This is a genomic window from Limimaricola litoreus (genome assembly GCF_024159025.1).
Classification (GTDB): Bacteria; Pseudomonadota; Alphaproteobacteria; order Rhodobacterales; family Rhodobacteraceae; genus Limimaricola; species Limimaricola litoreus.
The window spans coordinates 1-21239 of sequence record NZ_JAMYXC010000200.1; the positions used below are offsets into that span (position 1 = coordinate 1).

Below are 21239 nucleotides of genomic sequence, written 5' to 3' on the forward strand. Positions count from 1 at the left end.
GACCGGCTGCGCAGCTCGGCGACGATCCGGTACAGCTCGCGCGCCGGGAGCGCCGCGCGCCCCGGCGCCGCGCCGTCGATGACGAAGAGATCCTCTTCGTGATCGGCCGCCGCGAAGAAGGCCTTCGGATCCACATGCCGCAGCGGGCCCGGCAGGCCGCAGCGCGCGATCGCGCCCGTGCCGTCATGCGGGGAGATGACAGCGATGCGCTGGCGCGGCGCAAAGCCTGCCGCCGCCTCGGAAAACCCCAGCGCCTGATGGGTCGCCTCGCGGCGCGCCAGCTCGGTCTCGGTGTCGCGCGCGCGCAGCAGGTTGCGCAGCCGCGCCTGCAGCAGCACGGTCGGCACCGGCGGCACCATCACCTCGTCTGCCCCCGCCTCCAGCAGGGCGAGGCGCTGCTCCGTGCCAGGCAGCTGCAAGGAGATGATGACCGGAAGCCGCGCGCCCTCCGCCCCGGTGCGCAGCCGGGCGAGAAAGGTCAGCACCGGCCCGATCCCCGCGGGTGCTTCGGCACCGATGGACAGGAAGATGAGATCGAGCGCCGGATCAGGCAGACGCGCCAGCGCCGCCTCGAATCCGTCGCAATGACGGCAGTCAAATCCGACGGCCCCGAGCGCGCCCTCGTCGAGAACCCGTTCCGCTCCGGCATGATCGACGATAAGGATGCGACCCGACATGCAGATGTCCTTGTTCGGGCCCACGCCCTCCGACCGGCCATCCGATCGAAAGACAGCCAATGACGAATTAAGACTTGTGCCCACTCCCGGTTTCAAGGGTCGTCAAGAATAGTTAACAAATGCTTTCACGGGTCAGGCGGGAGACAAGGATGAAGCGGGAACGTGCCGAAATGATCGCGCTGGGGGCGCTGGGCTGGCTGGCGGGAAACGACGAATTGTGGCCGGTGTTCCTCGGCGCCACGGGCGCCGCCGCCGAGGATCTGCGCGACCGGGCAGCGGAGCCCGACTTCCAGGCCTCCGTGCTCGAATTCCTGACCAATGACGACGAATGGGTCACCGCCTTTTGCGACACGGCGGGCTATGGCTACGACGAGCCGCATCTCGCCATGCTGGTGCTGGCGGGGCCGTCCCGCATGCATTGGACATGAGCCCCGCCGCGCTGATCTTCGACAAGGACGGCACGCTGTTCGACTTCCACGCCACCTGGGGCGAGTGGTCGCGCGGGATGATCGAGACCGAGGCAGGCGGCGACGCGGGGCTGGCCCATGCGCTCGCCGCAGCCTTGGGATACGACATGCAGGCCGGGCGCTTCTCGCCCGACAGCATCGTCATCGCCGCCACGCCCGGTGAGATCGCCGACCGGATGCTGCCGCTTTTGCCAGGGCAGGACCGCGCGGCGCTGATCGCGCGGATGAACGCGCAGGCCGCGCGGGCGCCGCAGGTGCCCGCGGTGCCGCTCGCCCCCCTGTTCGAGGATCTCGCGGCGCGGGGGCTGGCGCTGGGTCTCGTGACCAACGATTCCGAGACCCCCGCGCGGGCCCATCTCGGCGCGGCGGGGCTCGGCGCGACCTTCGGCTTCGTGGCCGGGGCCGACAGCGGCTTTGGCGGCAAGCCCGCGCCGGGCCAGCTTCTGGCCTGCGCGGCGGCCTTCGGGTGCGCCCCGGCCGATTGTGCGATGATCGGCGACAGCCTGCACGACCTGCACGCCGCCCGCGCCGCCGGGATGACCGCCATCGCCGTGTTGAGCGGCATCGCGCGGCGCGAGACGCTGGCGCCCCATGCCGATCTCGTGCTCGAGGACATCGGCGCGCTGCCCGGCTGGCTCGACGGCGAGGACATCACGAAGGCGTGATGCCTACCCTGCAACCGGCCCTCTTTCTTCGTCGTGTCTGATGGCATCACGGAAGGCGAACACGCCTTCCGATCATGTCAGGGAGACGACATCATGAAGCTCAAGACCCTCTTCGCCGGCACCGCCATTGCCCTTACCTCCACGGTCGCTCTGGCCGAAACCCATGCCGAGACCGGCAACCCGATGGTCGGCGGCGCCGCCATGTTCCCCGAGAAGAACATCGTCGAGAACGCGGTGAACTCGGCCGATCACACCACGCTCGTCGCAGCCGTGAAGGCCGCGGGCCTCGTCGAGACGCTGTCGGGCGAAGGCCCCTTCACCGTCTTCGCGCCGACCAACGACGCCTTCGCCGCCCTGCCCGAGGGGTCGGTCGAGGAGCTGCTCCTGCCCGAGAACAAGGACCGCCTGACCGAGGTGCTGACCTGCCACGTCGTCGCGGCCAACGCGATGTCGGACGCGATCTCCGGCATGATCGCGGATGACGGCGGCATGCACGAGGTCGAGACCGTGGGCGGCTGCACCTTCACCGTGTCGGAAGGCGAAGACGGCACCATCATGATCACCGATGGCCAGGACCGCACCGCCACTGTCACCGTGGCCGACGTCAAGCAGTCGAACGGCGTGATCCACGTGATCGACGGCGTGCTGCTGCCCGCGGTCGAGTAAGCCCTCCCAAGGACGGCCGGTTCTTCCACTCACGTTCCGGCCACGGGCCCGTCGCGCATCGCGCGGCGGGCCGACTTGTGCCTGCCGTCCCGCTTTGCCGACGCGCGGCATCGCGCCGCAACCCGGACGCACGGTCTTTCAAAATTGCCGCGAAGCGCGCATGTGAAGGGCAGACGCCACCACCCGAGGAGCCCCGGATGAGCGAGCCCGCCCACCAGCCAGACGCCGAATCCGACGATCGCCCGTCGCGGCCCGCGATGCTGCGCGGCTTTCGCAGGCGCTGCCCGAACTGCGGCGAAGGCGGCCTGTTCCAGGGCTATCTCAAGGTGGTCGATCGCTGCCCGGTCTGCCGCGAGGAGCTGTGCCATCACCGTGCCGACGACGGCCCGGCCTATCTGACGATCCTGATCGTCGGGCATCTGCTGGCCCCGGTGATCCATGTGGGCTTCACCCGGTTCCGCCCCGATCCGCTGGTCATGGCCACGGTGCTGACCGTGGCGGCGGTGGCGCTGTCGCTCTATCTTCTGCCCCGGCTCAAGGGCGTGGTCGTGGGCATTCAATGGGCGCGGCGGATGCACGGTTTCGGCAAGGCGCAGTGATGCCGGGCCCCGCGCCGATCCGCGATGCGGCAACGCTGATCCTGCTGCGCGAGACGCCGCAGGGCCCGTCGGTGCTGATGGGGCGGCGCGGCGCGCGCGCAGCCTTCATGCCGTCGAAATACGTGTTCCCGGGCGGCGCGCTCGATCCGGTGGATGCGACCGTGCCCTTCGCCGCGCCGTTGCCTGCCCATCATGCCGCCCGGTTCGGCGACAAGGCCGGGCCGCTGGCCGCCTGCGCCATTCGCGAGCTGTGGGAAGAGACGGGCCAGATCCTGGGCCGGGCGGCCCATTGGCCCGATGCGCCCCGCGGCTGGCGCGGCTTCGCGCGCAGCGGCCACCGCCCCGATGCCGCCGCCCTCGTGCCGGTGTTCCGGGCGGTGACGCCGCCGGGCCAGCCGCGCCGCTTCGACGCGCGGTTCTTCCTTGCCCCGGCGGAGCGCCTGGCCAGCGATCCCGACGATTTCGCCCGCGCGGAGGACGAGCTGGCGCATCTGCACTGGGTGCCTCTGGCGCGCATCGGCGCGCTCGACCTGCCGCGGATCACGCAGCTGGCGCTGCGCGAGCTATGTGCGCGGCTGGACGACCCCGATCCCACGCGCCCGGTGCCATTCTTTCATGGCACCATGGAGCAGAACGCGCCGTTCTGACCCGGCAGGCTCATTTTGCCTCTTCGGCGCCCTTGTGCGCGATCGGCCGCCCGACCGCGGCCCCCGCCCCCTCGGGGGCGGGCAGGTGGGCATGCGCCTTGGCCACGCGGCCCAGCCGCTCCTGCAGATCGGATGGCGGCGCGGCGGCGCGGCGGCTTTGGAGATCGACATGCACCAGCATGTGCTCCGCCGTGGCCACCAGTCGCGAGGATTCCCACATCCGGTGAAAGATCCGCGCGCGGCGTCCCTCGGCCAGCAGAAGCTGCGTGTCGATCGTGATCTGTCCGCCCGCGCGCACCTCCGCCAGATGCCGGACATGGGTCTCGGCGGTGAAGAAGCTTTGGCCGCAGGCGATGTACTCCGCGTCGCAGCCGACCAGCGCGAGAAAGCGGTCGGTCGCATCACCGAAGGCCTGCAGGTAGCGATGCTCGGTCATGTGACCGTTGTGATCGCTCCAGTCGAGCGGCACGGCGCGCGCGCCCGTCGGCAGCGGCGCGGTGAGCGACATCGCGTCGAGCCCCTGGGGCGCGCCGCCGATCCGCCGATCGGTCGCGTTGAGAAGCCGCCCCGCCCCCCAGTCGCGCGCCTTTAGCCCGCGCAGCACCGCCACGAGGTTGGCGTCGCGGATCTGCGCCAGCTCTTCGACCGGGCGCCGGCCCGACTGGGCGTCGGATTGCCCGGCGATGGTCTCGACCAGCTCCTCGGTCATCTCGGGCACGTCGGTCAGCTTGCTCCACGGCCCCTTGAGCGCCACGCCCGATTGCGACAGCGCCTGCCGCATTCCCGCCTCGCCATTGGCGATGCGGTAGCTTTCGAACAGCCCCATCTGCGCCCAGCGCAGCCCGAAGCCATAGCGGATCGCGTCGTCGATCTCGGCGGTTTCGGCCACGCCGTCGGACACCAGCCACAGCGCCTCGCGCCAGACCGCTTCGAGCAGCCGGTCGGCGACATGCGCGTCGATCTCGCGGCGCAGAAACAGCGGGTGGCTGCCGATGTCGCGCAGCGTAGTGCGGATGCGCTCGATCCGCGCATCGCCCGTGCCCGGCCCGGTGACCACCTCGACCAGCGGCAGAAGATAGACCGGGTCGAAGGGATGGGCGACGATGATCTGGCCGGGCCTGGCTGCGCCCTCGGCCAGCTCAGAGGGGCGAAAGCCGGAGGTGGAGGAGCCGATGATCGCGCCCTCGGTGCAGGCGGCCTGGATTTCGGCGTAGATCTCGCGCTTGAGATCGAGCCGCTCGGGCACGCTCTCCTGGATCCATTCCGCGCCCGTCACCGCCTCCGTGAGATCGTCGTGAAAGCTGACCTCCCCCTCCTCGGGCAGCGCCACGTCCCACAGCCCCGGCATGGCGGCGCGGGCGCGCGCCATCACCGCCTCGATCCGGGAAGGTGCGTCCTTGTCGGTGTCGTGGATGCGCACCTTCCAGCCCATCAGCGCGACGCGCGCGGCCCAGCCGCCGCCGATCACCCCGCCACCGACCACCGCCGCCGTTCTCGCCCCCGATGCCACCATGGTTCAGCCTCCCGTGGCGGCCTCAAGCGCGCCGGTGTCGTATCCGTTGAAATCGAGCATCTCGCGCGCCGCGCGCGTCCGGTCCGCCGCGGCCTGTCCGGGGCGGTGCATGATCCAGCCATGCGTCCCGTCGGGCGCGCCGATCGCGGCGGTGCGAAAGCCGTCATCGGTCCAAAGCAGCCACCACGGTATCCCGTCCGCCTCGTAGCGGCCGCGCCCTTGCGCGGTCACCGGCACCAGCCGCGCCGCGCCATCTTCCGAAATCCGCGCCATGCCGCCTTCGGCGTCGAGATCGAGCGTCATGCGTGTCCCCGCCCGGACCGGGCCGCCGGGATAGGCGGCCGCGATCACCCAGTCGCCGTTCAGATCCGACGCCGCCCCGCGCAGGCTCGAAGCGATCGGCGCGGCCGTGTCGCGGAAGGCGGGCACGGGGCCGGCCACCGGATCGGGCGCCTTTGCCGTGCCGCAGGCGGCGAGCCACAGCAGCGCCGCGAGGGCGGGCATCGCGGCGCGCGTGCGCCGCAGGGAGGCGATGGCGGTCACGGGATCCTCCGGGTTGTCGCATGGTATCCGCAGCCGATGCCGCGCCGGGCGGGCGGGATGCGGAGCGCGAAGTCTGGCACGCGCTCCGCCGTCGCCTCAATAGGGCATCGGGTGCCGCTTGTGCGCCGCGTCGATCTCGGCCACGACCTCGTCCGAGACCACCACCTCGCGCCCCGCGAGGATGCGCTCCAGCTGCTCGGCGTTGCTCGCGCCAAAGATCGGGCAGACCGGGAAGGGCCGCGTGCGCTGCCAGGCCAGCGCCATGTGCACCGGGTCGAGGCCGTGCTTTTCGGCGATGTCGAGATAGGCCTGTGTCGCGCCGATCACCCGGTCGGTCTTGCGCCCGCCCAGATTGCCGTTGATCCACAGCCGCGAGCCCTCGGGCACGCCATCTTGGTACTTGCCGGTGAGATAGCCGCAGGCGAGCGGCGAATAAGACAGGAGCAGCACGTCCTCGTTGACGCTTACCTCGGCGAGGTCGGTGTCGTGCAGCCGCGACAGAAGCGAATACTCGTTCTGGATCGAGGCCACGCGCGGCCCGCCCTGCGCCTCTGCCCGGTCGATCCAGCGCGTTGTGCCCCAGGCGGTCTCGTTCGACAGGCCGAAGGCGCGGATCTTGCCCTCGGCCACCAGATCCTTGAGCGTGGCCAGCACCCCGTCCATGTGATCGCGGGTGCGGGCCGGGTCCTGCCCGGAGGGGTCGTAGTTCCAGTACTGGCGGAAATGGTAGTGGCCGCGCTCGGGCCAATGCAGCTGGTAGAGGTCGATGACGTCGGTCTTGAGACGCTTCAGCGAGCCTTCGACGATCTCGCGGATGTTGCCGCCGTCATAGCCCTTGCCGTCGCGCACGAAGCCGCCGTTGGGGCCCGAGGCCTTGGTGGCGATCGTGTAGGCGTCGCGCTTGCCGCTCTTCTCGATCCAGTTGCCGATGATCTCCTCGGTGCGGCCCACCGTCTCGGCCTTGACCGGGTTGACGGGATACATCTCGGCGGCGTCGAGGAAATCGATCCCCGCCTCCAGCGCCATGTCGAGCTGGCGATGCGCGTCGTCCTGCGGCGTCTGGCTGCCATAGGTCATCGTGCCCAAGCACCATTCGCTGACCTCGATGCCGCTGCGGCCAAGGGGGATCTTCTTCATGTCGGGCCTTTCTGTCCTCGTGCCGGGCGCGCGGCCCGGCTCGAGGCGCAGAGGTAGAGCGCGCCGCCCCGCTCGGCAAGCGCGCGCGCCCACTGGCCTATGCCGGGCGGGATCGCTACACGGGGCCCCGGACGCAGCGAAGGACACCAGCAGCATGGCACGGCATCTCATCACCTCGGCCATCCCCTACATCAACGGGATCAAGCATCTGGGCAACCTGGTGGGCAGCCAGCTGCCCGCCGACCTCTTCGCGCGCTACCAGCGCGGGCGCGGCCACGAGGTCATGTTCCTCTGCGCCACCGACGAGCACGGCACCCCTGCCGAGCTTGCCGCCGCCAAGGCCGGCAAGCCCGTCGCCGAATATTGCGCCGAGATGCACGAGACCCAGGCCGAGATCGCGCGCGGCTTCCGGCTTTCCTTCGATCACTTCGGCCGCTCGTCGAGCCCGCAGAACCACAGGCTGACGCAGCATTTCGCGGCGCGGCTCGACGCGGCGGGGCTGATCGAGGAGCGGGTCGAGACGCAGATCTACTCCAAGACCGACGGCCGCTACCTGCCCGACCGCTACATCGAGGGCACCTGCCCCAACTGCGGCTTCGAGAGCGCCCGCGGCGACCAGTGCGACAATTGCACCAAGCAGCTCGACCCCGTGGACCTGATCGAGCCGCGCTCGGTGATCTCGGGCTCGACCGACCTCGAGCCGCGCGAGACCAAGCACCTCTACCTCAAGCAAAGCGGCATGCGCGGCCAGTTGCAGGAATGGATCGACTCCAAGGGTGATTGGCCGATCCTGACCACCTCGATCGCCAAGAAATGGCTCAACGACGGCGACGGGCTGCAGGACCGGGGCATCACCCGCGACCTCGACTGGGGCATCCCGGTGAAGAAGGGCGAAGCCGACTGGCCCGGCATGGAGGGCAAGGTCTTCTACGTCTGGTTCGACGCGCCGATCGAATACATCGCCTGCGCGCAGGAATGGGTCGATGCCGGCAAGGGCGAGGACTGGGAGCGCTGGTGGCGCACCGACAAGGGCGCAGACGACGTGCGCTACACCCAGTTCATGGGCAAGGACAACGTGCCGTTCCACACGCTGAGCTTCCCGGCCACCATCCTCGGCTCGGGCGAGCCGTGGAAGCTCGTCGATTACATCAAGTCGTTCAACTATCTGAACTACGATGGCGGCCAGTTCTCGACCAGCCGCGGCCGCGGCGTGTTCATGGATCAGGCGCTCGAGGTGCTGCCCGCCGATTACTGGCGCTGGTGGCTTTTGTCCCACGCGCCCGAAAGCTCGGATGCAGAGTTCACCTGGGAGAACTTCCAGCAATCGGTGAACAAGGATCTGGCCGACGTGCTTGGCAACTTCGTCAGCCGCGTCACCAAGTTCTGCCGCTCCAAGTTCGGCGAGGAGGTGCCGGAGGGCGGGGCTTACGGCGAGCGCGAAGAGGCGTTGATCGCCGATCTCGAACGCCGGCTGCGCGCCTACGAGGGCCACATGGACGCGATCGAGGTGCGCAAGGCAGCGATGGAGCTGCGCGGCATCTGGGTGGCGGGCAACGAATACCTGCAGGACGCGGCCCCCTGGGCCAGCTTCAAGACCGAGCCCGAGACGGCGGCGATGCAGATCCGTCTCGCGCTCAACCTGATCCGCTTCTACGCGGTGCTCTCGGCCCCCTTCATCCCCGACGCCTCCGCCCAGCTCATGGAGGCGATGAAGACCGAGGACGACGCCTGGCCCGGCGACGTGGCGCAGGCGCTGGCGAGCCTGCCCGCGGGCCACGGCTTCACGGTCCCCGAGGTGACCTTCCGCAAGATCACCGACGAGGAGCGCGAAGACTGGCAGGCCCGTTTCGCAGGCAAGCGGGACTGAACACGCGAAAAATCGCGGCCCGGCGCGCTTGGGGGCTGGATCGCCGCGCCGCGCGGCTAGCCTCCGGCCCGCAATTCGAGCGTGACCTCACGGCTGCGGCCATTGCGCGACAGGGTCAGCGTGACGGTCTCTCCTGCCCGGTGCCGGTCGACCAGCGCCAGAAGATCGTCGAGCCCGGTCACCGCCGCACCATCGAGCGCCACCACCACGTCGCCCGGCACCAGTCGCCCGCGCGCCACGCGGGCGGGCGCGATGCCCTTGCGCGCGGCCTCCGAGCCCGGTGCGACCTCGAGCACGAGGGCGCCAGCGAGGCCCTGCCGGTTCACCGCCGCGTTGATCCGCGCGTCAAACCCCAGCCCCAGCGAGGGCGGGCTGTAGCGCCCGGTCTCGATCAGCTGCGGCACCACCCGCGCCACCGTGGAGACCGGCACGGCAAAGCCGATCCCCGCGCTCGCACCAGAGGGCGAAAAGATCGCCGTGTTGACGCCCACCAGCCGCCCGCGCGCATCAAGCAGCGGCCCGCCGGAATTGCCCGGGTTGATCGCGGCGTCGGTCTGGATCAGCCCGCGGATCGTGCGGCCCCGGTCGCCCGGCAGGTCGCGGTCGAGCGCCGAGACGATGCCCGTGGTCAGGGTCCAGTCGAGCCCGAAGGGATTGCCGATCGCCAGCACCGACTGCCCCACCTCGAGCGCGCCCCGCCCCGGCGCGGGGCGGGGCAGCGGACCGGGCAGGTCATCTGCCGCGATGCGCAGCACCGCGAGATCATGGCTGGGATCGCGGCCCACCACCCGCGCCTGGAGCGAGCGGCCATCGGCGAGCTGCACCGTGGCGCGGCTCGCCTCGCTGATCACGTGGTCATTGGTGACGACATGGCCCGCATCGTCCCACAGGAAGCCCGAGCCCGAGCCCAGGCGACGCTCGCCCGCCCGGCGGGTGAAGGGATCGACCACCCGGGCCGAGGTGGTGATCGCCACGACGCTGTCGCGCGCGGCGCGAAACACCGCGATGGTGCGCGATTCCTCCGGCTCGAGGCTGGCCGGGCCCGGCGGCAATGGCGCAGGCGCCGCAGCCTCAGGCGGAGCGGCGTGACGCCCGGCCAGAAAGGCCGCGATGAGCATCAAGGCGAGAGCCGCTCCCGCGAGGCTGGCGCGCATGATCGTCTCTCCCCTTCACGTTGCCGCTGCATCGGCCCGGGCTAGATGGAGCGAAAACCCCGGCCGCCCGGCGGCCCTTGTCATCTTACGGGAGTTATCTCTTGAAACACGTGCTTTCCACCCTTCTCGCGCTGGGCCTCGGCGCGGGTTCCGCCGCCGCCGCCACCTGCGGCAACGACGCCTCGGGCTTCGACCGCTGGAAGCAGGAATTCGCCGCCGAGGCCGCCGCGCAGGGCGTGGGCCAGGCCGGGCTGAACGCGCTGGCCAACACCAGCTATGCCCAGCGCACCATCAATGCCGACCGCAACCAGAAGAGCTTCAACTACTCGCTCGACAAGTTCATGCAGGTGCGCGGCGCCGATACCATCGTGGCGCAGGGCCGCCAGAAACTCGCCGCCAACCCCGGCTTCTGGCAGGGCCTCGAAAACCAGTACGGCGTGCCCGCGGGGGTGCTGATCGCGATCCATGGCATGGAGACCGGCTTCGGCGGCTTCATGGGCGATTCCAACGTGCTCTCCGCGATCTCGACGCTGGCCTATGACTGCCGCCGCTCGGAGTTCTTCTCGCGCCACGCGCTGGCGGCGCTGCAGCTCGTGGATCGCGGCGCGGTTTCGCCCAATTCGATCGGCGCGATGCATGGCGAGCTGGGGCATACCCAGTTCCTGCCCGGCAACATCCTGCGCTACGGCGTGGACGGCAATGGCGATGGCCGGGTGGACCTCACCAACCTGACCGACGCCATGGCCTCGACCGCCAACTACCTGCGCCAGAAGGGCTGGCAGCCGGGCGCGGGCTTCCAGGAGGGGCAGCCCAACTTCCGGGTGATCCAGGAATGGAACGCCGCGGGCGTCTACCAGAAGGCGATCGCGCTGATGGCGGCGCGGATCGAAGGCTGACCCTGCGCATCACGTGCGACTGGCGGCCGGTCAGGACCCGGCCGCCTCGACCGCTTCGGCCGACAGCATGTCGAGGCGCCGGCGCGCCAAGGCAAGCGTGCGCGTGACTTGGCAATTGAGCAGGCCGACCTCGTCGCGCTTGAACAGCGCGGGCGCGCGGCGTTCCATCTCTCCCAGCGTTTCGACCGGCTTGCTCATGGCGAGCATCGCCGCCCCGCCGCGCAGCTTGTGGGCCAGCGCCGCGACGCTGTCCTCGACCGGGGCCTCGCCGATGAGCCGGGGCGCCGCCTCGTGCCATTCCGCCTCGAACCGCTCGAGCGCGTGGGCAAGCTGCCCGACCCCCAGCATCTCGGCCATCTCGTCGAAATCGTCGATGTCGATCAGCCCCTCGTCGGTCTCTGCCGGCGACAGCTGCGCCGGCACGGGCGCGGCAAGGCCCCCTTTCGCGTCCGGCGTATCGGCGACGCCTTCGAAGCCGGCCAGCAGGCGGCGCAGCACCGGCAGGCGCAGCGGCTTGGCATAGACCTCCGACATGCCCGCCCCCAGACCGGCGGCGCGCGCGCCGACCGACCCATGGGCGGTCAGGCCGATGATCGGCGGCTGCCGGTCGGCGGGAAGCGTCTCGCGGATGGCGCGGGTGGCGTCGATCCCGCCCATGACCGGCATCTCGAAATCCATCAGCACCAGGTCGAATGCCTCCGCCTTCAACCGCTCCACCCCCATCTGCCCGTTCTGGGCCTCGCTTACCGCGTGGCCGAACTTCTGCAGCATGCCGCGCAGCACCATGCGATTGACGGCGTTGTCCTCGACCACGAGGATCGAGAGCCGCGCCGCCGGGGTGACCGGAACGATCGCGGCGGGTTCGGGCGTGTCGAGCGGCGGCGGCACGCGCTGCAGCGGCAGGTTCAACCGGAAGACGCTGCCCTTGCCGGGGCTGCTCCGGACCGTGATGTCGCCGCCCATCAGCCGCGCCAGCCGGCGCGAGATGGCCAGGCCCAGCCCGTCGCTGCGGCCCTGCCGCCCCTCGGGGCGCGCCCGGCTCACGAATTCGGCAAAGACCTTCTCGATGTCCTGCGGCGAGATGCCGATGCCGGTGTCGCGCACCTCGATGTCGACCCCCCCGGCTTCAAGCGCCAGCTTCACCGTGATCGACCCGCGCTCGGTGAACTTAATCGCGTTGCCGATCAGGTTGGTGACCACCTGGGCGACACGGTTCGGATCGCCCTCGTACCACGATCCCAGGTCCGCCTCATCGGCCTCCAGCTCGAGCGGCAGGTCCTTTTCGGCGGCCAGCGGGCGCAGCACCGACAGCAGCCGCTGCAGCATCGGGCCGGGCGAGAAGGGCATGGTCTCGACCTTTTCCTCGCCCGTCTCGATGCGGGTGATGTCGAGCGATTCGTTGACGAGCTGCAGAAGGATCTCGGCCGAGGCCAGGGCGACGCCGACCTTCCGGCGCTGGTCCGCGGTCAGATCGGTGGTTTCCAGAAGGTCGAGAACCCCCATGATGCCGTTGAGCGGGGTGCGCATCTCGTGGCTCATGACCGCCAGGAAGCGCGATTTGGCCCTGTCGGCCCGCTCCGCGGCGTCGCGCGCGTCGATCAGCCGGCTCTGGCTGGCCTTGAGGTCGGTGATGTCGCGCAGGTAGCCGATGAAGACCGGCCCCTTCGGCCCGTCGACACTGGTCAGGACGGCCTCGGTCGGGAACACCTCGCCGTTGCGGCGCTGCGCGGCGAGCTCGAGCCGCCCCGCGCCGATCAGCTCGCCCTTGCCCAGCCTGATGAAGTTGCGGATCCGCTCGGCGAAGGCTTCGCGCCTGTCGGCCGGCACGATGGTCTCGAAGACCGGGCGGCCCAGCACCTCCTCCTTGCGCCAGCCGAAGATCTCCTCGGCCGCCGGGTTGAACTCGGTGATGGTGCCCTCGTGATCGGCCACGACGATCGCATCGAGCGAGGATCCGATCACCGAGGCCAGCCGATCGGCGGTCTGCGACAGCACCCGGTCGCGCTCCATCACCCGGCGGCGCTGCACGTCGATGAGCCGCAGCAATGCGCCGAGCAGGATCAGCAGCAGCCCGCCCGCAAGCGCGGTGAACTCGGCCTGCCGGCGCACCTCGTGGCGATGGGCCTCGGCCTCCTCGGCCAGGACGTTCAGACCGTTGAGCGACAGGTCGCGCTTGTGCGCCTGCACGTCCAGCGTCGCCGCATAGACCTCCCGCAGCGCCGCCCGGTCGACCTCACCGGCGAGCAGCCGGTCGACCTCCTCGACATAGGCGTCGATTTGGGCCAGCAGCCTCGGCACCTCGGGGTCTTCGCGCAGCGACCGCCCGATCTCGCCGCTGCGCACCAGTCCCAGGCGGCTCACCATGATGTCGAAACGCAGCTTCAACCCGTCGATGTCCGGCGTGTCGCTCGCGACCTCGGCCATGACATCGCGCGCGAAGATCGCGTTCTCAAGCTCGAGCTGCGCCAGGGTCCACTGGGTGTTGTCGGTCCAGGCGCTGTCGAGCATGTGGATCTGACGGCCCAGCATCCAGCCCAGCGACAGCACCATCGTCAGAACGATCGCCGCGGCGATCCCGAGCCCGGTGCGGATGTTGAGCCGCCGCCGCCGGGCCGTGCCATGCGTCCCGCCCGGCCTCATCGCCGCGCGCTCACTCCACCACGATCATCTGCGCCAACTGCCAGATGCTGCGATGGTAGATCTCCTCGCGGCGGTAGCGCGCATCGAGATCGTAGGGGTAGACCAGCCAGTAGGGCCCCTTGTCGCGGACCGAGACCGTCTCGCCGTCGATGCGGGTGGCGATGATCGGCTGTTCGGGCGTGATCTCGTCGAGCGGGATCTCGACCTTGTAGTCGTTCAGCGCGACCAGCCTCAGCACCCCGCCCTCCCGGCCGATCGCATCCGGCAGGCCCGCATGGTCCAGAAGCGCCGCCACCGGCACCCCGGAAAAGAACTGGATCTCGTCGGTCCAGATCGTCGCCGTCTCGAAGTCGGTTTGCGGCAGGGCGTCGAGGTCATCGAGATCGAGCACCACCAGCGCCTCGCCTTCGCGCCCGACCGAGAGCATCCCCGGCGTCATCTCGGCCCGGGCCGGCATGGCCTGCGAGAACATCAATGCCGCCATGGCGCATCTCAGGGTCGCTTTCATCTCAAGGCCTCGCTGCTTGCCCGTCACCTTGCGGCAGAATGCACGATGAGGGCGACGAAGACCAACCTCCTTCGCCACGAAGGCGCATATCGTGACGTCACTGCCCCAGTTCGGTACGAATGACCGTTCCGGCCCGCGGAAGGCCATGGAATCGACCGTTTCCCGGTCTATCCATTCTGCTATCATGATCCGGGGTTTCGACATGGAGCCACGGCACGACGACACCGAGAGGACTGAACATGCGTATCCTGATCGCAGACGACCACGACCTGGTACGCGAAATGATGGCCGCCTATCTCGAACGCGATTGCGGCATGAAGGCGACGCAAAGCGCCAGCTTCGACGCCGCGATGACGCAGATCACCACCAACGGCCCGTTCGAGCTGGTGCTGCTCGATTACCGCATGCCGGGCATGAAGGGGCTCGAGGGGCTCAAGGCAGCGCTCGAGGTCAGCGGCGGCAACCCGGTGGCGCTCATTTCCGGCAGCGCCGACAAGAGCGTCGCCGAGGAGGCGCTCGCCGCCGGCGCGGCGGGCTTCCTGCCCAAGACCATGTCGGCGCGCTCGATGGCCAATGCGGTGAAGTTCATGGTGATGGGCGAGACCTATGTCCCGGTCGATTTCATGACCGCCAAGGAGGCGCTGAACCCGGCGATGTCGCAGCTCACCCCGCGCGAGCGGCAGGTGCTCGAGGGCATCAGCAAGGGCAAGTCGAACAAGGAGATCGCGCTCGACCACGACATCCAGGAGGTGACGGTCAAGCTGCACGTCAAGACGCTGTGCCGCAAGATGGGCGCCAAGAACCGCACCCAGGCGGCGATGCTGGCCCGCGATCAGGAAATGGTCTGACCCCCGGGGCCCGGCCGCGACGGGCGACCGGACCCCGAGGGCGTTGGCTCAGCGCAGGTCTTCGGGCAAAAGCGCCTGCGGCATGTTCTGATAGCTCACCGGGCGCAGGAAGCGGCGGATCGCCAGCGTGCCGACCGAGGTGGCGCCGAAGTTGGTCGAGGCCGGGTAAGGCCCGCCATGCACCATCGCATCGGCCACCTCGACCCCGGTGGGATAGCCGTTGACGAGAATGCGCCCCGCCTTGCGCTCCAGATGCGGCATCAGCGCGCGGCCCAGATCGGTGTCGCCCTCCTCCATCTGCAGCGTCGCAGTGAGCTGACCGTGCAGCCCAGCGGCGGCGCGGATCATGTCCCCGGGCTCGGGCACGCGCACCACCACGCCGAGCGGGCCGAACACCTCGTCGGCCAGATCCTCGTTCGCCTCCCAGGCGGCGAGATCGGTTTCGATCAGCCATGGCGTCGCGCTGCGGCCCTCGCAGACCTCGCCGAAGCTCTTTCTGGCAGAGCGCGCCATGCGCTCGGCGCCCTCGTGAAAGGCGCGCGCGATGCCGTCGGTCAGCATCACCTGCGGCGCGCTCGCCCCCATGGCCTCGGCCACCGCCGCGACCATCGCCTCGGCCTGCGACCCTTCGGTGACGAAGACGACACCGGGATTGGTGCAGAACTGCCCCGCGCCCATGGTGAGCGAAGCGGCCCAGTCGCGGCCGATCGCCTCGGCGCGGGTCTCCATCGCGCCGGGCAGGCAGAAGACCGGGTTGATCGAGCCCAGTTCCCCGAAGAAGGGGATCGGCTCGGGCCGCGCGGCGCAAAGATCGTAGAGCGCCCGCCCGCCCTTGAGCGAGCCGGTGAAGCCCACCGCCTTGATCAGCGGATGCTCGACCAGCGCGCGGCCGACCTCGAGCCCGCCGTCATGCACCATCGAGAAGATCCCGCCGGGCAGGCCGCAGGCCGACACCGCATCGGCGATGGCCTCGGCCACGATCTGGCTGGTGCCCGGATGGCCGGGATGGCCCTTCACCACCACCGGGCAGCCGGCGGCGAGCGCCGAAGCCGTGTCGCCGCCCGCCACCGAGAAGGCGAGCGGAAAGTTCGAGGCACCGAACACGCCCACAGGGCCCAGGGGGCGCTGGATCATCCGCAGGTCGGGGCGCGGCAGCGGCGCCCGGTCGGGCAGCGCGGTGTCGTGGCGCCGGTCGAGATAGGCGCCGTCGCGAATGTGGCTCGCGAACAGCCGCAGCTGGCCGCAGGTGCGGCCGCGCTCGCCGGTCAGACGGGCCTCGGGCAGGCCGGTCTCGGCGGTGCCGATGGCGGTGATCTCCTCGCCGCGCGCGTCGATCCGCTCGGCCATCGTCTCCAGCAGCGTGGCGCGCGCCTCGCGCGTGGTGGCGGCGAAGGCGGCAAAGGCCTCTTCGGCGGCGCGCACCGCCCGGTCGATCAGCGCGGGCGTCCCCTTGGGGTAGTCGCGCGGCGCGCCGCTGGCCGGGGTGGAGGCGAAGCTGTCGCCGTCCGTGACGGTTTCACCCGCGATGAGATGGGCTCCGGTCATGTCGTTTCCTCTCAAAATTCGAACGGGGCCGCGGTCACCCGCCGCCCAAGCGTCATGGCATCGGCCACATGGATCATCGGCGCGAGATCGACGTCGCTTGCGCCGCGCCCGACCAGATCCGCCATGCGTGCATAGAGCGAAGGGTATTCGCCCGGATGGTCAAGCAGCTTCTGCTCGCTGCCATCCACATAGAGCCGCGCCCCGCCCTCGCGCAGCGCCAGCGGCCCCTTGTTCGTCTCGATCTCGATGTCCCATGTCTGCGGCCCCTCCTGGCGCCAGTCGAACTCGGCGCTGACATTGCCGCTGAACTCGAGCCGGGCGGCGATCGGCGTGTCGCGGTTCTCGGGAAACTCCAGCTCGGCGGCGGTCAGATGCACCGGCTCCGGCAGGATCTCCGTCAGGATCGACAACGCGTTGATGCCCGGGTCCATCACCCCCATGCCGCCGGGGGCAAAGACCCAGTCCTGGCCGGGGTGCCACTTGCGCACGTCCTCCTTCCAGGTGATGCGCAGGCTCTGCACCACCCGTTCGACCAGCCGCGATTTTGCCGCCGCGACGCCCGCCGCCATGCGACTGTGCCAGCTGGCAAAGAGCGTGACGCCCTGTTTTTCGGCGATCCGCTGCAGCTCATGCACCTCGGCCAGCGTCTGGCCGGGCGGTTTTTCGAGCATCACGTGCCGCCGCGCCAGAAGCGCCTTCTTCGCGTAGTCGAAGCGCGGCTGGGGCGGCAGACAGAGCGAGATCACCTCGATGTCGGGCCGCGCTTCGAGAAAACCGTCGAAATCGTCGTGCGCCTCGACACCTTCGATCGAGCCCGACCGGCTCACCGTCGCGGCGAGGTCCCACTCGGAGCTCGCCTGCAGGGCCGGCACGTGCTGATCGCGGGCGATCTTGCCGATGCCGACGAGGGCGATCCTGCGCGGGCTGGTGCCGTAAGCCATCAGTGGCTCTCCTTTCCGACCGCGCTGCCGCGGCAGCCGACGAGGAAATCGAAATCGGCCCCCGTCTCCGGTCCCATCACCCGCTCGTGGTAGAGGCTGGCATAACCCGAGGCCGGGGCTTGCGTGTGCGGTGTCCAATCCGCAAGGCGGGCGGCGAGCTCCTCGTCCGAGATGTCGAGATGCAGGCGGCGCGCGGCGACGTCGAGCTCGATCATGTCGCCCGACCGCACCACCGCCAGCGGCCCGCCCCGCGCCGTCTCGGGCGAGGTGTGCAGCACGACCGTGCCATAGGCCGTGCCCGACATGCGGGCGTCCGAGATGCGCACCATGTCGGTGATGCCTTTACGCAGGATCTTCGGCGGCAGGCCCATGTTGCCGACCTCGGCCATGCCCGGATAGCCGCGCGGGCCGCAGTTCTTGAGCACCATCACGCAGCTCTCGTCGATGTCGAGATCCTCGTCATTGATGCGCGCCTTGTAGTCGTCGATGTCCTCGAACACGACCGCGCGGCCCCGGTGCTGCATCAACGACGGCGTTGCCGCCGAGGGCTTGAGCACCGCGCCCAGAGGCGCGAGGTTGCCCTTCAGGACCGCGATGCCGCCCGACTTGGCCAGCGCCTTCTCGACGGGAAGGATCACGTCCTCGTTCCAGTTGCGCACCTCGCGCACCTCGTCCCAGATCGTGCCGCCCGACACGGTGAGCGCCTCGCGGTGCAACAGCCCCGCCTCGCCCAGCCGCTTGAGGACGACAGGCAGGCCGCCCGCGTAGAAGAACTCCTCCATGAGGTGCTTGCCCGAGGGCATCAGGTTCACCACCGTCGGCACGTCGCGGCCGCAGCGGTCCCAGTCGTCGAGCGTCAGATCGAGGCCGACGCGCCCGGCGATGGCGAGCAGGTGGATCACCGCGTTGGTCGAACCACCGATCGCGGCATTGGTGCGGATCGCGTTCTCGAAGGCGGGCTTGGTCATGATGTCCGAGGGTTTCAGGTCATCCTTGACCATGTCGACGATGCGCCGACCCGTGAGATGCGCCATGACCCGGCGGCGGCTGTCGACCGCCGGGATCGCGGCGTTACCAGACAGCGCCATGCCGAGCGCCTCGGCCATGCTCGCCATGGTGCTTGCCGTGCCCATGGTGTTGCACGAGCCCGGCGAGCGCGACATCGAGGCCTCGGCCTCGACGAATTCCTCCGCCGTCATCTCGCCCGCCTTCACCGCTTCGGAAAAGCGCCACAGATGCGTGCCAGAGCCGACCTTCTCGCCCCTGAAATGCCCGTTGAGCATCGGCCCGCCGGAGACGAGGATCGCCGGGAGATCGACGCTCGCCGCGCCCATCAAGAGCGCGGGCGTGGTCTTGTCGCAGCCCGCGAGCAGCACGACGCCGTCCATGCATTTGCCGCGGATCGCCTCCTCGACATCCATGGCACACAGGTTGCGATACATCATCGCCGTGGGGCGCAGGGTGGACTCGGACGGGCTGAACACCGGGAACTCGACCGGCAGACCGCCCGCCTCGTAGATGCCGAACTTCACCCGCTCGGCGAGATCGCGCAGATGCGCATTGCAGGGCGTCAGCTCGGACCATGTGTTGCAGATGCCGACCACGGGCCGCCCATCGAAAAGGTCGGCGGGCAGGCCTTGGTTCTTCATCCAGCTGCGGTGATAGATCGCGTCCTTGGACGTGCCGCCGAACCATTCCTGCGAACGCAGCTTGCGGGGCCAGGGGGCGGGGGTGAAGCTCATGTCATGTCTTTCAAAGGGAGGTGACGCGCGCCATGCCCCGGTCGGGGGCCTGCGCGAGCGGGTTGAGCAGCGGCAGGCCGAAGGGCGCGGCCTCGATTTCGAAAACATCGCCCGACTGGGTGCGGATGCCGTCGCCGAAGCTCAGCGTCGCGGTGCCGAACATGTGAAGGTGCAGATCGCCGGGCTGGCGGAAGATGTCGTATTTGAAGTGGTGATGTTCGAGGTTGGCGAAGCTGTGCGACATGTTCGCTTCCCCCGCGAGGAAAGGCTTTTCCCAGATCACCGCGCCGTCGCGGCGGATGCGGCTGGTGCCGCGGATGTCGTCGGGCAGCGCGCCCACGAGGATCTCGGGGCCGAAGCTCGCCGGGCGCAGCTTGGAATGCGCGAGCCACAGGTAGTTCACCCGCTCGGTTACGTGGTCCGAGAACTCGTTGGCCAGCGCCCAGCCGACGCGGGCGGGCTGGCCGTCCGGGCCGATGAGGTAGATCCCCGCGATCTCGGGCTCCTCGCCGCCATCCTCGGCGAAACCGGGCGAGACGAGCGGATCGCCGGGGCCGACGGCGGAATGGCCGGTCCCCTTGTAGAACCATTCGGGCTGCGCGCCGATGCCGCCCACCTCGGGCCTGCCGCCCTCGACCCCCATGCGGAACATCTTCATGCTGTCGGTCATGGTCTCGGGCGTGGCCTCTGTGTGCATCGCATCGCGCGTCGCCGCCGACCCCAGATGCGTCAGCCCGGTGCCGGTCAGGTGCATGTGACCCGGATCAGGGTGATGGATCGGCAGCATGAGGCGGCCCTCGGCGGCGAGCCCCACCAGATCGACCGCCGCCCCCAGCCCATGCGCGGCGATCACTTGGGCGATGCCGCGCCCGGTCTCGATCGCCTCGCAGGCCAGCGCATAGGTCGAGGTGGCGCCCTCGACGATGGCCGCCTCCGTCCCGTCGCGCGCCACGACGGCGGTGCCGGTTTCGGTCCTGATCTGCGACAACAGCATGGCTTCCACCCCCCGAACGGTCTGACAGCGTCGGGCAGCACCGAGGCCATCCGCCCCGCGCCACCCTGCCCCCGGTTCGCGCGGAGCTTGGCAAGCCCGCCCATATCATTCAAATAATCGGTCGTGATCATCTCATGACGAAACGGGTATGCATGGCCGAGACCTTCCTGCGCCGCGGCCTCAAGCTCAGCCATCTGCGGCTGCTTGCCTTGCTCAACCATGACGAAGGGCTGGGCGCCGCGGCCGCGACGCTGGGCATCGCGCAACCCGCCGCCTCGCGGCTCTTGTCCGAGGCCGAGCGGATCACCGGCTGCGCCCTGCGCATGCGCGATGGGCGCGGCATCCGCCTTACCCCGGAAGGCCGGGCGCTGGCGCAGCGGGCCCGGCGGGTGCTCAACGAGCTGTCGGATGCCGAGCGCGAGCTGGGCGAAATAAGCGGCGGGCTCTCGGGCGACCTGCGGGTGGGTGCGGTGACGGGGGCGGCCATGGAGCGCGTGCTGCCCGCGCTGCGCAGCGCCCGGCTGGAAATGCCGGGGCTGCGCGTTCACGTCGAGATCGCCAATTCCGAGGTGCTGGGCGAGGCGCTGGCCGAGGGGCGGATCGATCTCGCCCTTGCCCGCCTGCCGCGCGATCATCCGCCCGAGCTGTTCGACCTGCGACCCATCGGCGAGGAGCCGGTGGCGCTCGTGGTCCGGCGCGGGCACCGGCTGCTCGCCCAGGCGTCGCCCGCGCCCGAGGCGCTGATGGAGCATGACTGGGTGCTGCCCGAGGCGGGCACGATCCTGCACGACACGGTGATCGACCAGCTCGCCCGGCGCGGCCTGCGCGCGCCCATGCGCCGGGTCACCACCTCGTCGGTGCTGCTGACACTGGCGCTGGTGCAGCGCAGCAACGCCATCGCCCCGCTGGCCCGCGCGGTGGCTTCGGAGTTCGCGACGGAGGCCTGCACGATGCTGCCGCTGGATCTCGGCCTGTCGGTCGCGCCCTACGGGCTGATGACCCGCAAGGAGGCGGCGCCCACCATGGCCCTGCGGCGCTTCAGCGCGCTGCTGACCCGCGATCTTCCCGGCTGAGCGCCCCGCTCCGAGGGCAGGCCCCGGGCCGCGCGGCGGGCCAGGTGCCCAGCGCCGCGATCTCGTAGCCCTCGGGATAGCTCGCCCGCCGCCGGGCCGTGACCAGCCGCGGCCGCC

The 21239-nt window shown here is 69.9% G+C and carries 20 protein-coding genes; 9 read left to right on the forward strand and 11 right to left on the reverse strand.

Annotated features, from left to right (window positions below; translation table 11 throughout):
* Positions 1 to 677: response regulator (locus NHG85_RS12935; protein ID WP_370363024.1), on the reverse strand; the 677-nt coding region annotated here is incomplete at its 3' end.
* A gap of 149 nt (positions 678 to 826) precedes the next feature.
* Between NHG85_RS12935 and NHG85_RS12940 the strand changes: the two genes are divergently transcribed.
* The 5 genes from NHG85_RS12940 to NHG85_RS12960 all read left to right on the forward strand — a co-directional run bounded on the left by NHG85_RS12940 (position 827) and on the right by NHG85_RS12960 (position 3721).
* Positions 827 to 1105, forward strand: a complete 279-nt coding sequence (locus NHG85_RS12940) for a DUF3572 domain-containing protein (RefSeq protein ID WP_253333000.1) — start codon at positions 827 to 829, stop codon at positions 1103 to 1105.
* Entirely contained in the window at positions 1102 to 1809 is a 708-nt protein-coding gene (locus NHG85_RS12945; protein ID WP_253333002.1) for an HAD family hydrolase, read from the forward strand. The genes NHG85_RS12940 and NHG85_RS12945 overlap by 4 nt, the downstream gene beginning before the upstream one ends.
* A 93-nt stretch (positions 1810 to 1902) precedes the next feature.
* On the forward strand, positions 1903 to 2475 hold the full coding sequence (locus tag NHG85_RS12950) for a fasciclin domain-containing protein (RefSeq protein ID WP_253333004.1): 573 nt from the start codon (positions 1903 to 1905) through the stop codon (positions 2473 to 2475).
* 197 nt (positions 2476 to 2672) lie between these two features.
* A complete protein-coding gene (locus NHG85_RS12955; RefSeq protein ID WP_253333006.1) occupies positions 2673 to 3074 on the forward strand; it encodes a DUF983 domain-containing protein in 402 nt (133 codons plus the stop codon).
* Entirely contained in the window at positions 3074 to 3721 is a 648-nt protein-coding gene (locus NHG85_RS12960) for an NUDIX hydrolase (protein ID WP_253333008.1), read from the forward strand. The genes NHG85_RS12955 and NHG85_RS12960 overlap by 1 nt, the downstream gene beginning before the upstream one ends.
* 10 nt (positions 3722 to 3731) lie before the next feature.
* Here the strand turns inward: NHG85_RS12960 and NHG85_RS12965 are convergent, their stop codons facing one another.
* The 3 genes from NHG85_RS12965 to NHG85_RS12975 all read right to left on the reverse strand — a co-directional run bounded on the left by NHG85_RS12965 (position 3732) and on the right by NHG85_RS12975 (position 6914).
* On the reverse strand, positions 3732 to 5234 hold the full coding sequence (locus NHG85_RS12965; protein ID WP_253333011.1) for a carnitine 3-dehydrogenase: 1503 nt from the start codon (positions 5232 to 5234) through the stop codon (positions 3732 to 3734).
* 3 nt (positions 5235 to 5237) lie between these two features.
* Positions 5238 to 5777: a lipocalin family protein gene (locus NHG85_RS12970; RefSeq protein ID WP_253333013.1), complete on the reverse strand. Its 540-nt coding sequence runs from the start codon at positions 5775 to 5777 to the stop codon at positions 5238 to 5240.
* Positions 5778 to 5873: 96 nt separating this feature from the next.
* Positions 5874 to 6914 carry an aldo/keto reductase gene (locus NHG85_RS12975; protein WP_253333015.1) on the reverse strand — a complete coding sequence of 347 codons (1041 nt, stop codon included), beginning with the start codon at positions 6912 to 6914 and terminating at the stop codon, positions 5874 to 5876.
* Positions 6915 to 7068: 154 nt separating this feature from the next.
* Between NHG85_RS12975 and metG the strand changes: the two genes are divergently transcribed.
* Complete coding sequence (metG, locus tag NHG85_RS12980; RefSeq protein ID WP_253333016.1) at positions 7069 to 8781, forward strand: methionine--tRNA ligase; 1713 nt, start codon at positions 7069 to 7071, stop codon at positions 8779 to 8781.
* A gap of 56 nt (positions 8782 to 8837) precedes the next feature.
* Here the strand turns inward: metG and NHG85_RS12985 are convergent, their stop codons facing one another.
* Entirely contained in the window at positions 8838 to 9935 is a 1098-nt protein-coding gene (locus NHG85_RS12985) for a S1C family serine protease (RefSeq protein WP_253333018.1), read from the reverse strand.
* 101 nt (positions 9936 to 10036) lie between these two features.
* On the opposite strand from NHG85_RS12985, the gene NHG85_RS12990 reads away from it, so the two are divergent.
* Entirely contained in the window at positions 10037 to 10831 is a 795-nt protein-coding gene (locus tag NHG85_RS12990) for a lytic murein transglycosylase (protein ID WP_253333020.1), read from the forward strand.
* Between the two features lie 30 nt (positions 10832 to 10861).
* On the opposite strand, the gene NHG85_RS12995 is transcribed toward NHG85_RS12990, so the two are convergent.
* Together NHG85_RS12995 and NHG85_RS13000 are read right to left on the reverse strand one after the other, a co-directional pair.
* Complete coding sequence (locus NHG85_RS12995; protein WP_253333022.1) at positions 10862 to 13471, reverse strand: hybrid sensor histidine kinase/response regulator; 2610 nt, start codon at positions 13469 to 13471, stop codon at positions 10862 to 10864.
* A 10-nt stretch (positions 13472 to 13481) separates the two neighbouring features.
* The gene (locus tag NHG85_RS13000; RefSeq protein WP_253333024.1) at positions 13482 to 13979 is read right to left on the reverse strand and encodes a putative pterin-binding protein; all 498 of its coding nucleotides are present in this window, start codon (positions 13977 to 13979) and stop codon (positions 13482 to 13484) included.
* Between the two features lie 239 nt (positions 13980 to 14218).
* Here NHG85_RS13000 and NHG85_RS13005 point away from each other — a divergent pair, with 239 nt between their 5' ends.
* The gene (locus tag NHG85_RS13005; protein WP_253333026.1) at positions 14219 to 14827 is read left to right on the forward strand and encodes a response regulator transcription factor; all 609 of its coding nucleotides are present in this window, start codon (positions 14219 to 14221) and stop codon (positions 14825 to 14827) included.
* A gap of 48 nt (positions 14828 to 14875) precedes the next feature.
* Here the strand turns inward: NHG85_RS13005 and NHG85_RS13010 are convergent, their stop codons facing one another.
* The 4 genes from NHG85_RS13010 to araD1 are packed head-to-tail and all read right to left on the reverse strand — an operon-like array spanning position 14876 to position 20049.
* Positions 14876 to 16372, reverse strand: a complete 1497-nt coding sequence (locus NHG85_RS13010) for an aldehyde dehydrogenase (NADP(+)) (protein ID WP_253333028.1) — start codon at positions 16370 to 16372, stop codon at positions 14876 to 14878.
* A gap of 11 nt (positions 16373 to 16383) precedes the next feature.
* Positions 16384 to 17313 (reverse strand): Gfo/Idh/MocA family protein, encoded by a 930-nt coding sequence (locus NHG85_RS13015; protein WP_253333030.1) that lies wholly within the window; start codon positions 17311 to 17313, stop codon positions 16384 to 16386.
* A complete protein-coding gene (araD, locus tag NHG85_RS13020) occupies positions 17313 to 19055 on the reverse strand; it encodes an L-arabinonate dehydratase (RefSeq protein ID WP_253333031.1) in 1743 nt (580 codons plus the stop codon). The genes NHG85_RS13015 and araD overlap by 1 nt, the downstream gene beginning before the upstream one ends.
* 10 nt (positions 19056 to 19065) lie before the next feature.
* On the reverse strand, positions 19066 to 20049 hold the full coding sequence (gene araD1, locus NHG85_RS13025; protein WP_253333033.1) for an AraD1 family protein: 984 nt from the start codon (positions 20047 to 20049) through the stop codon (positions 19066 to 19068).
* Between the two features lie 134 nt (positions 20050 to 20183).
* On the opposite strand from araD1, the gene NHG85_RS13030 reads away from it, so the two are divergent.
* Entirely contained in the window at positions 20184 to 21122 is a 939-nt protein-coding gene (locus tag NHG85_RS13030) for a LysR family transcriptional regulator (RefSeq protein ID WP_253333035.1), read from the forward strand.
* Positions 21123 to 21239 lie beyond the last annotated feature (117 nt).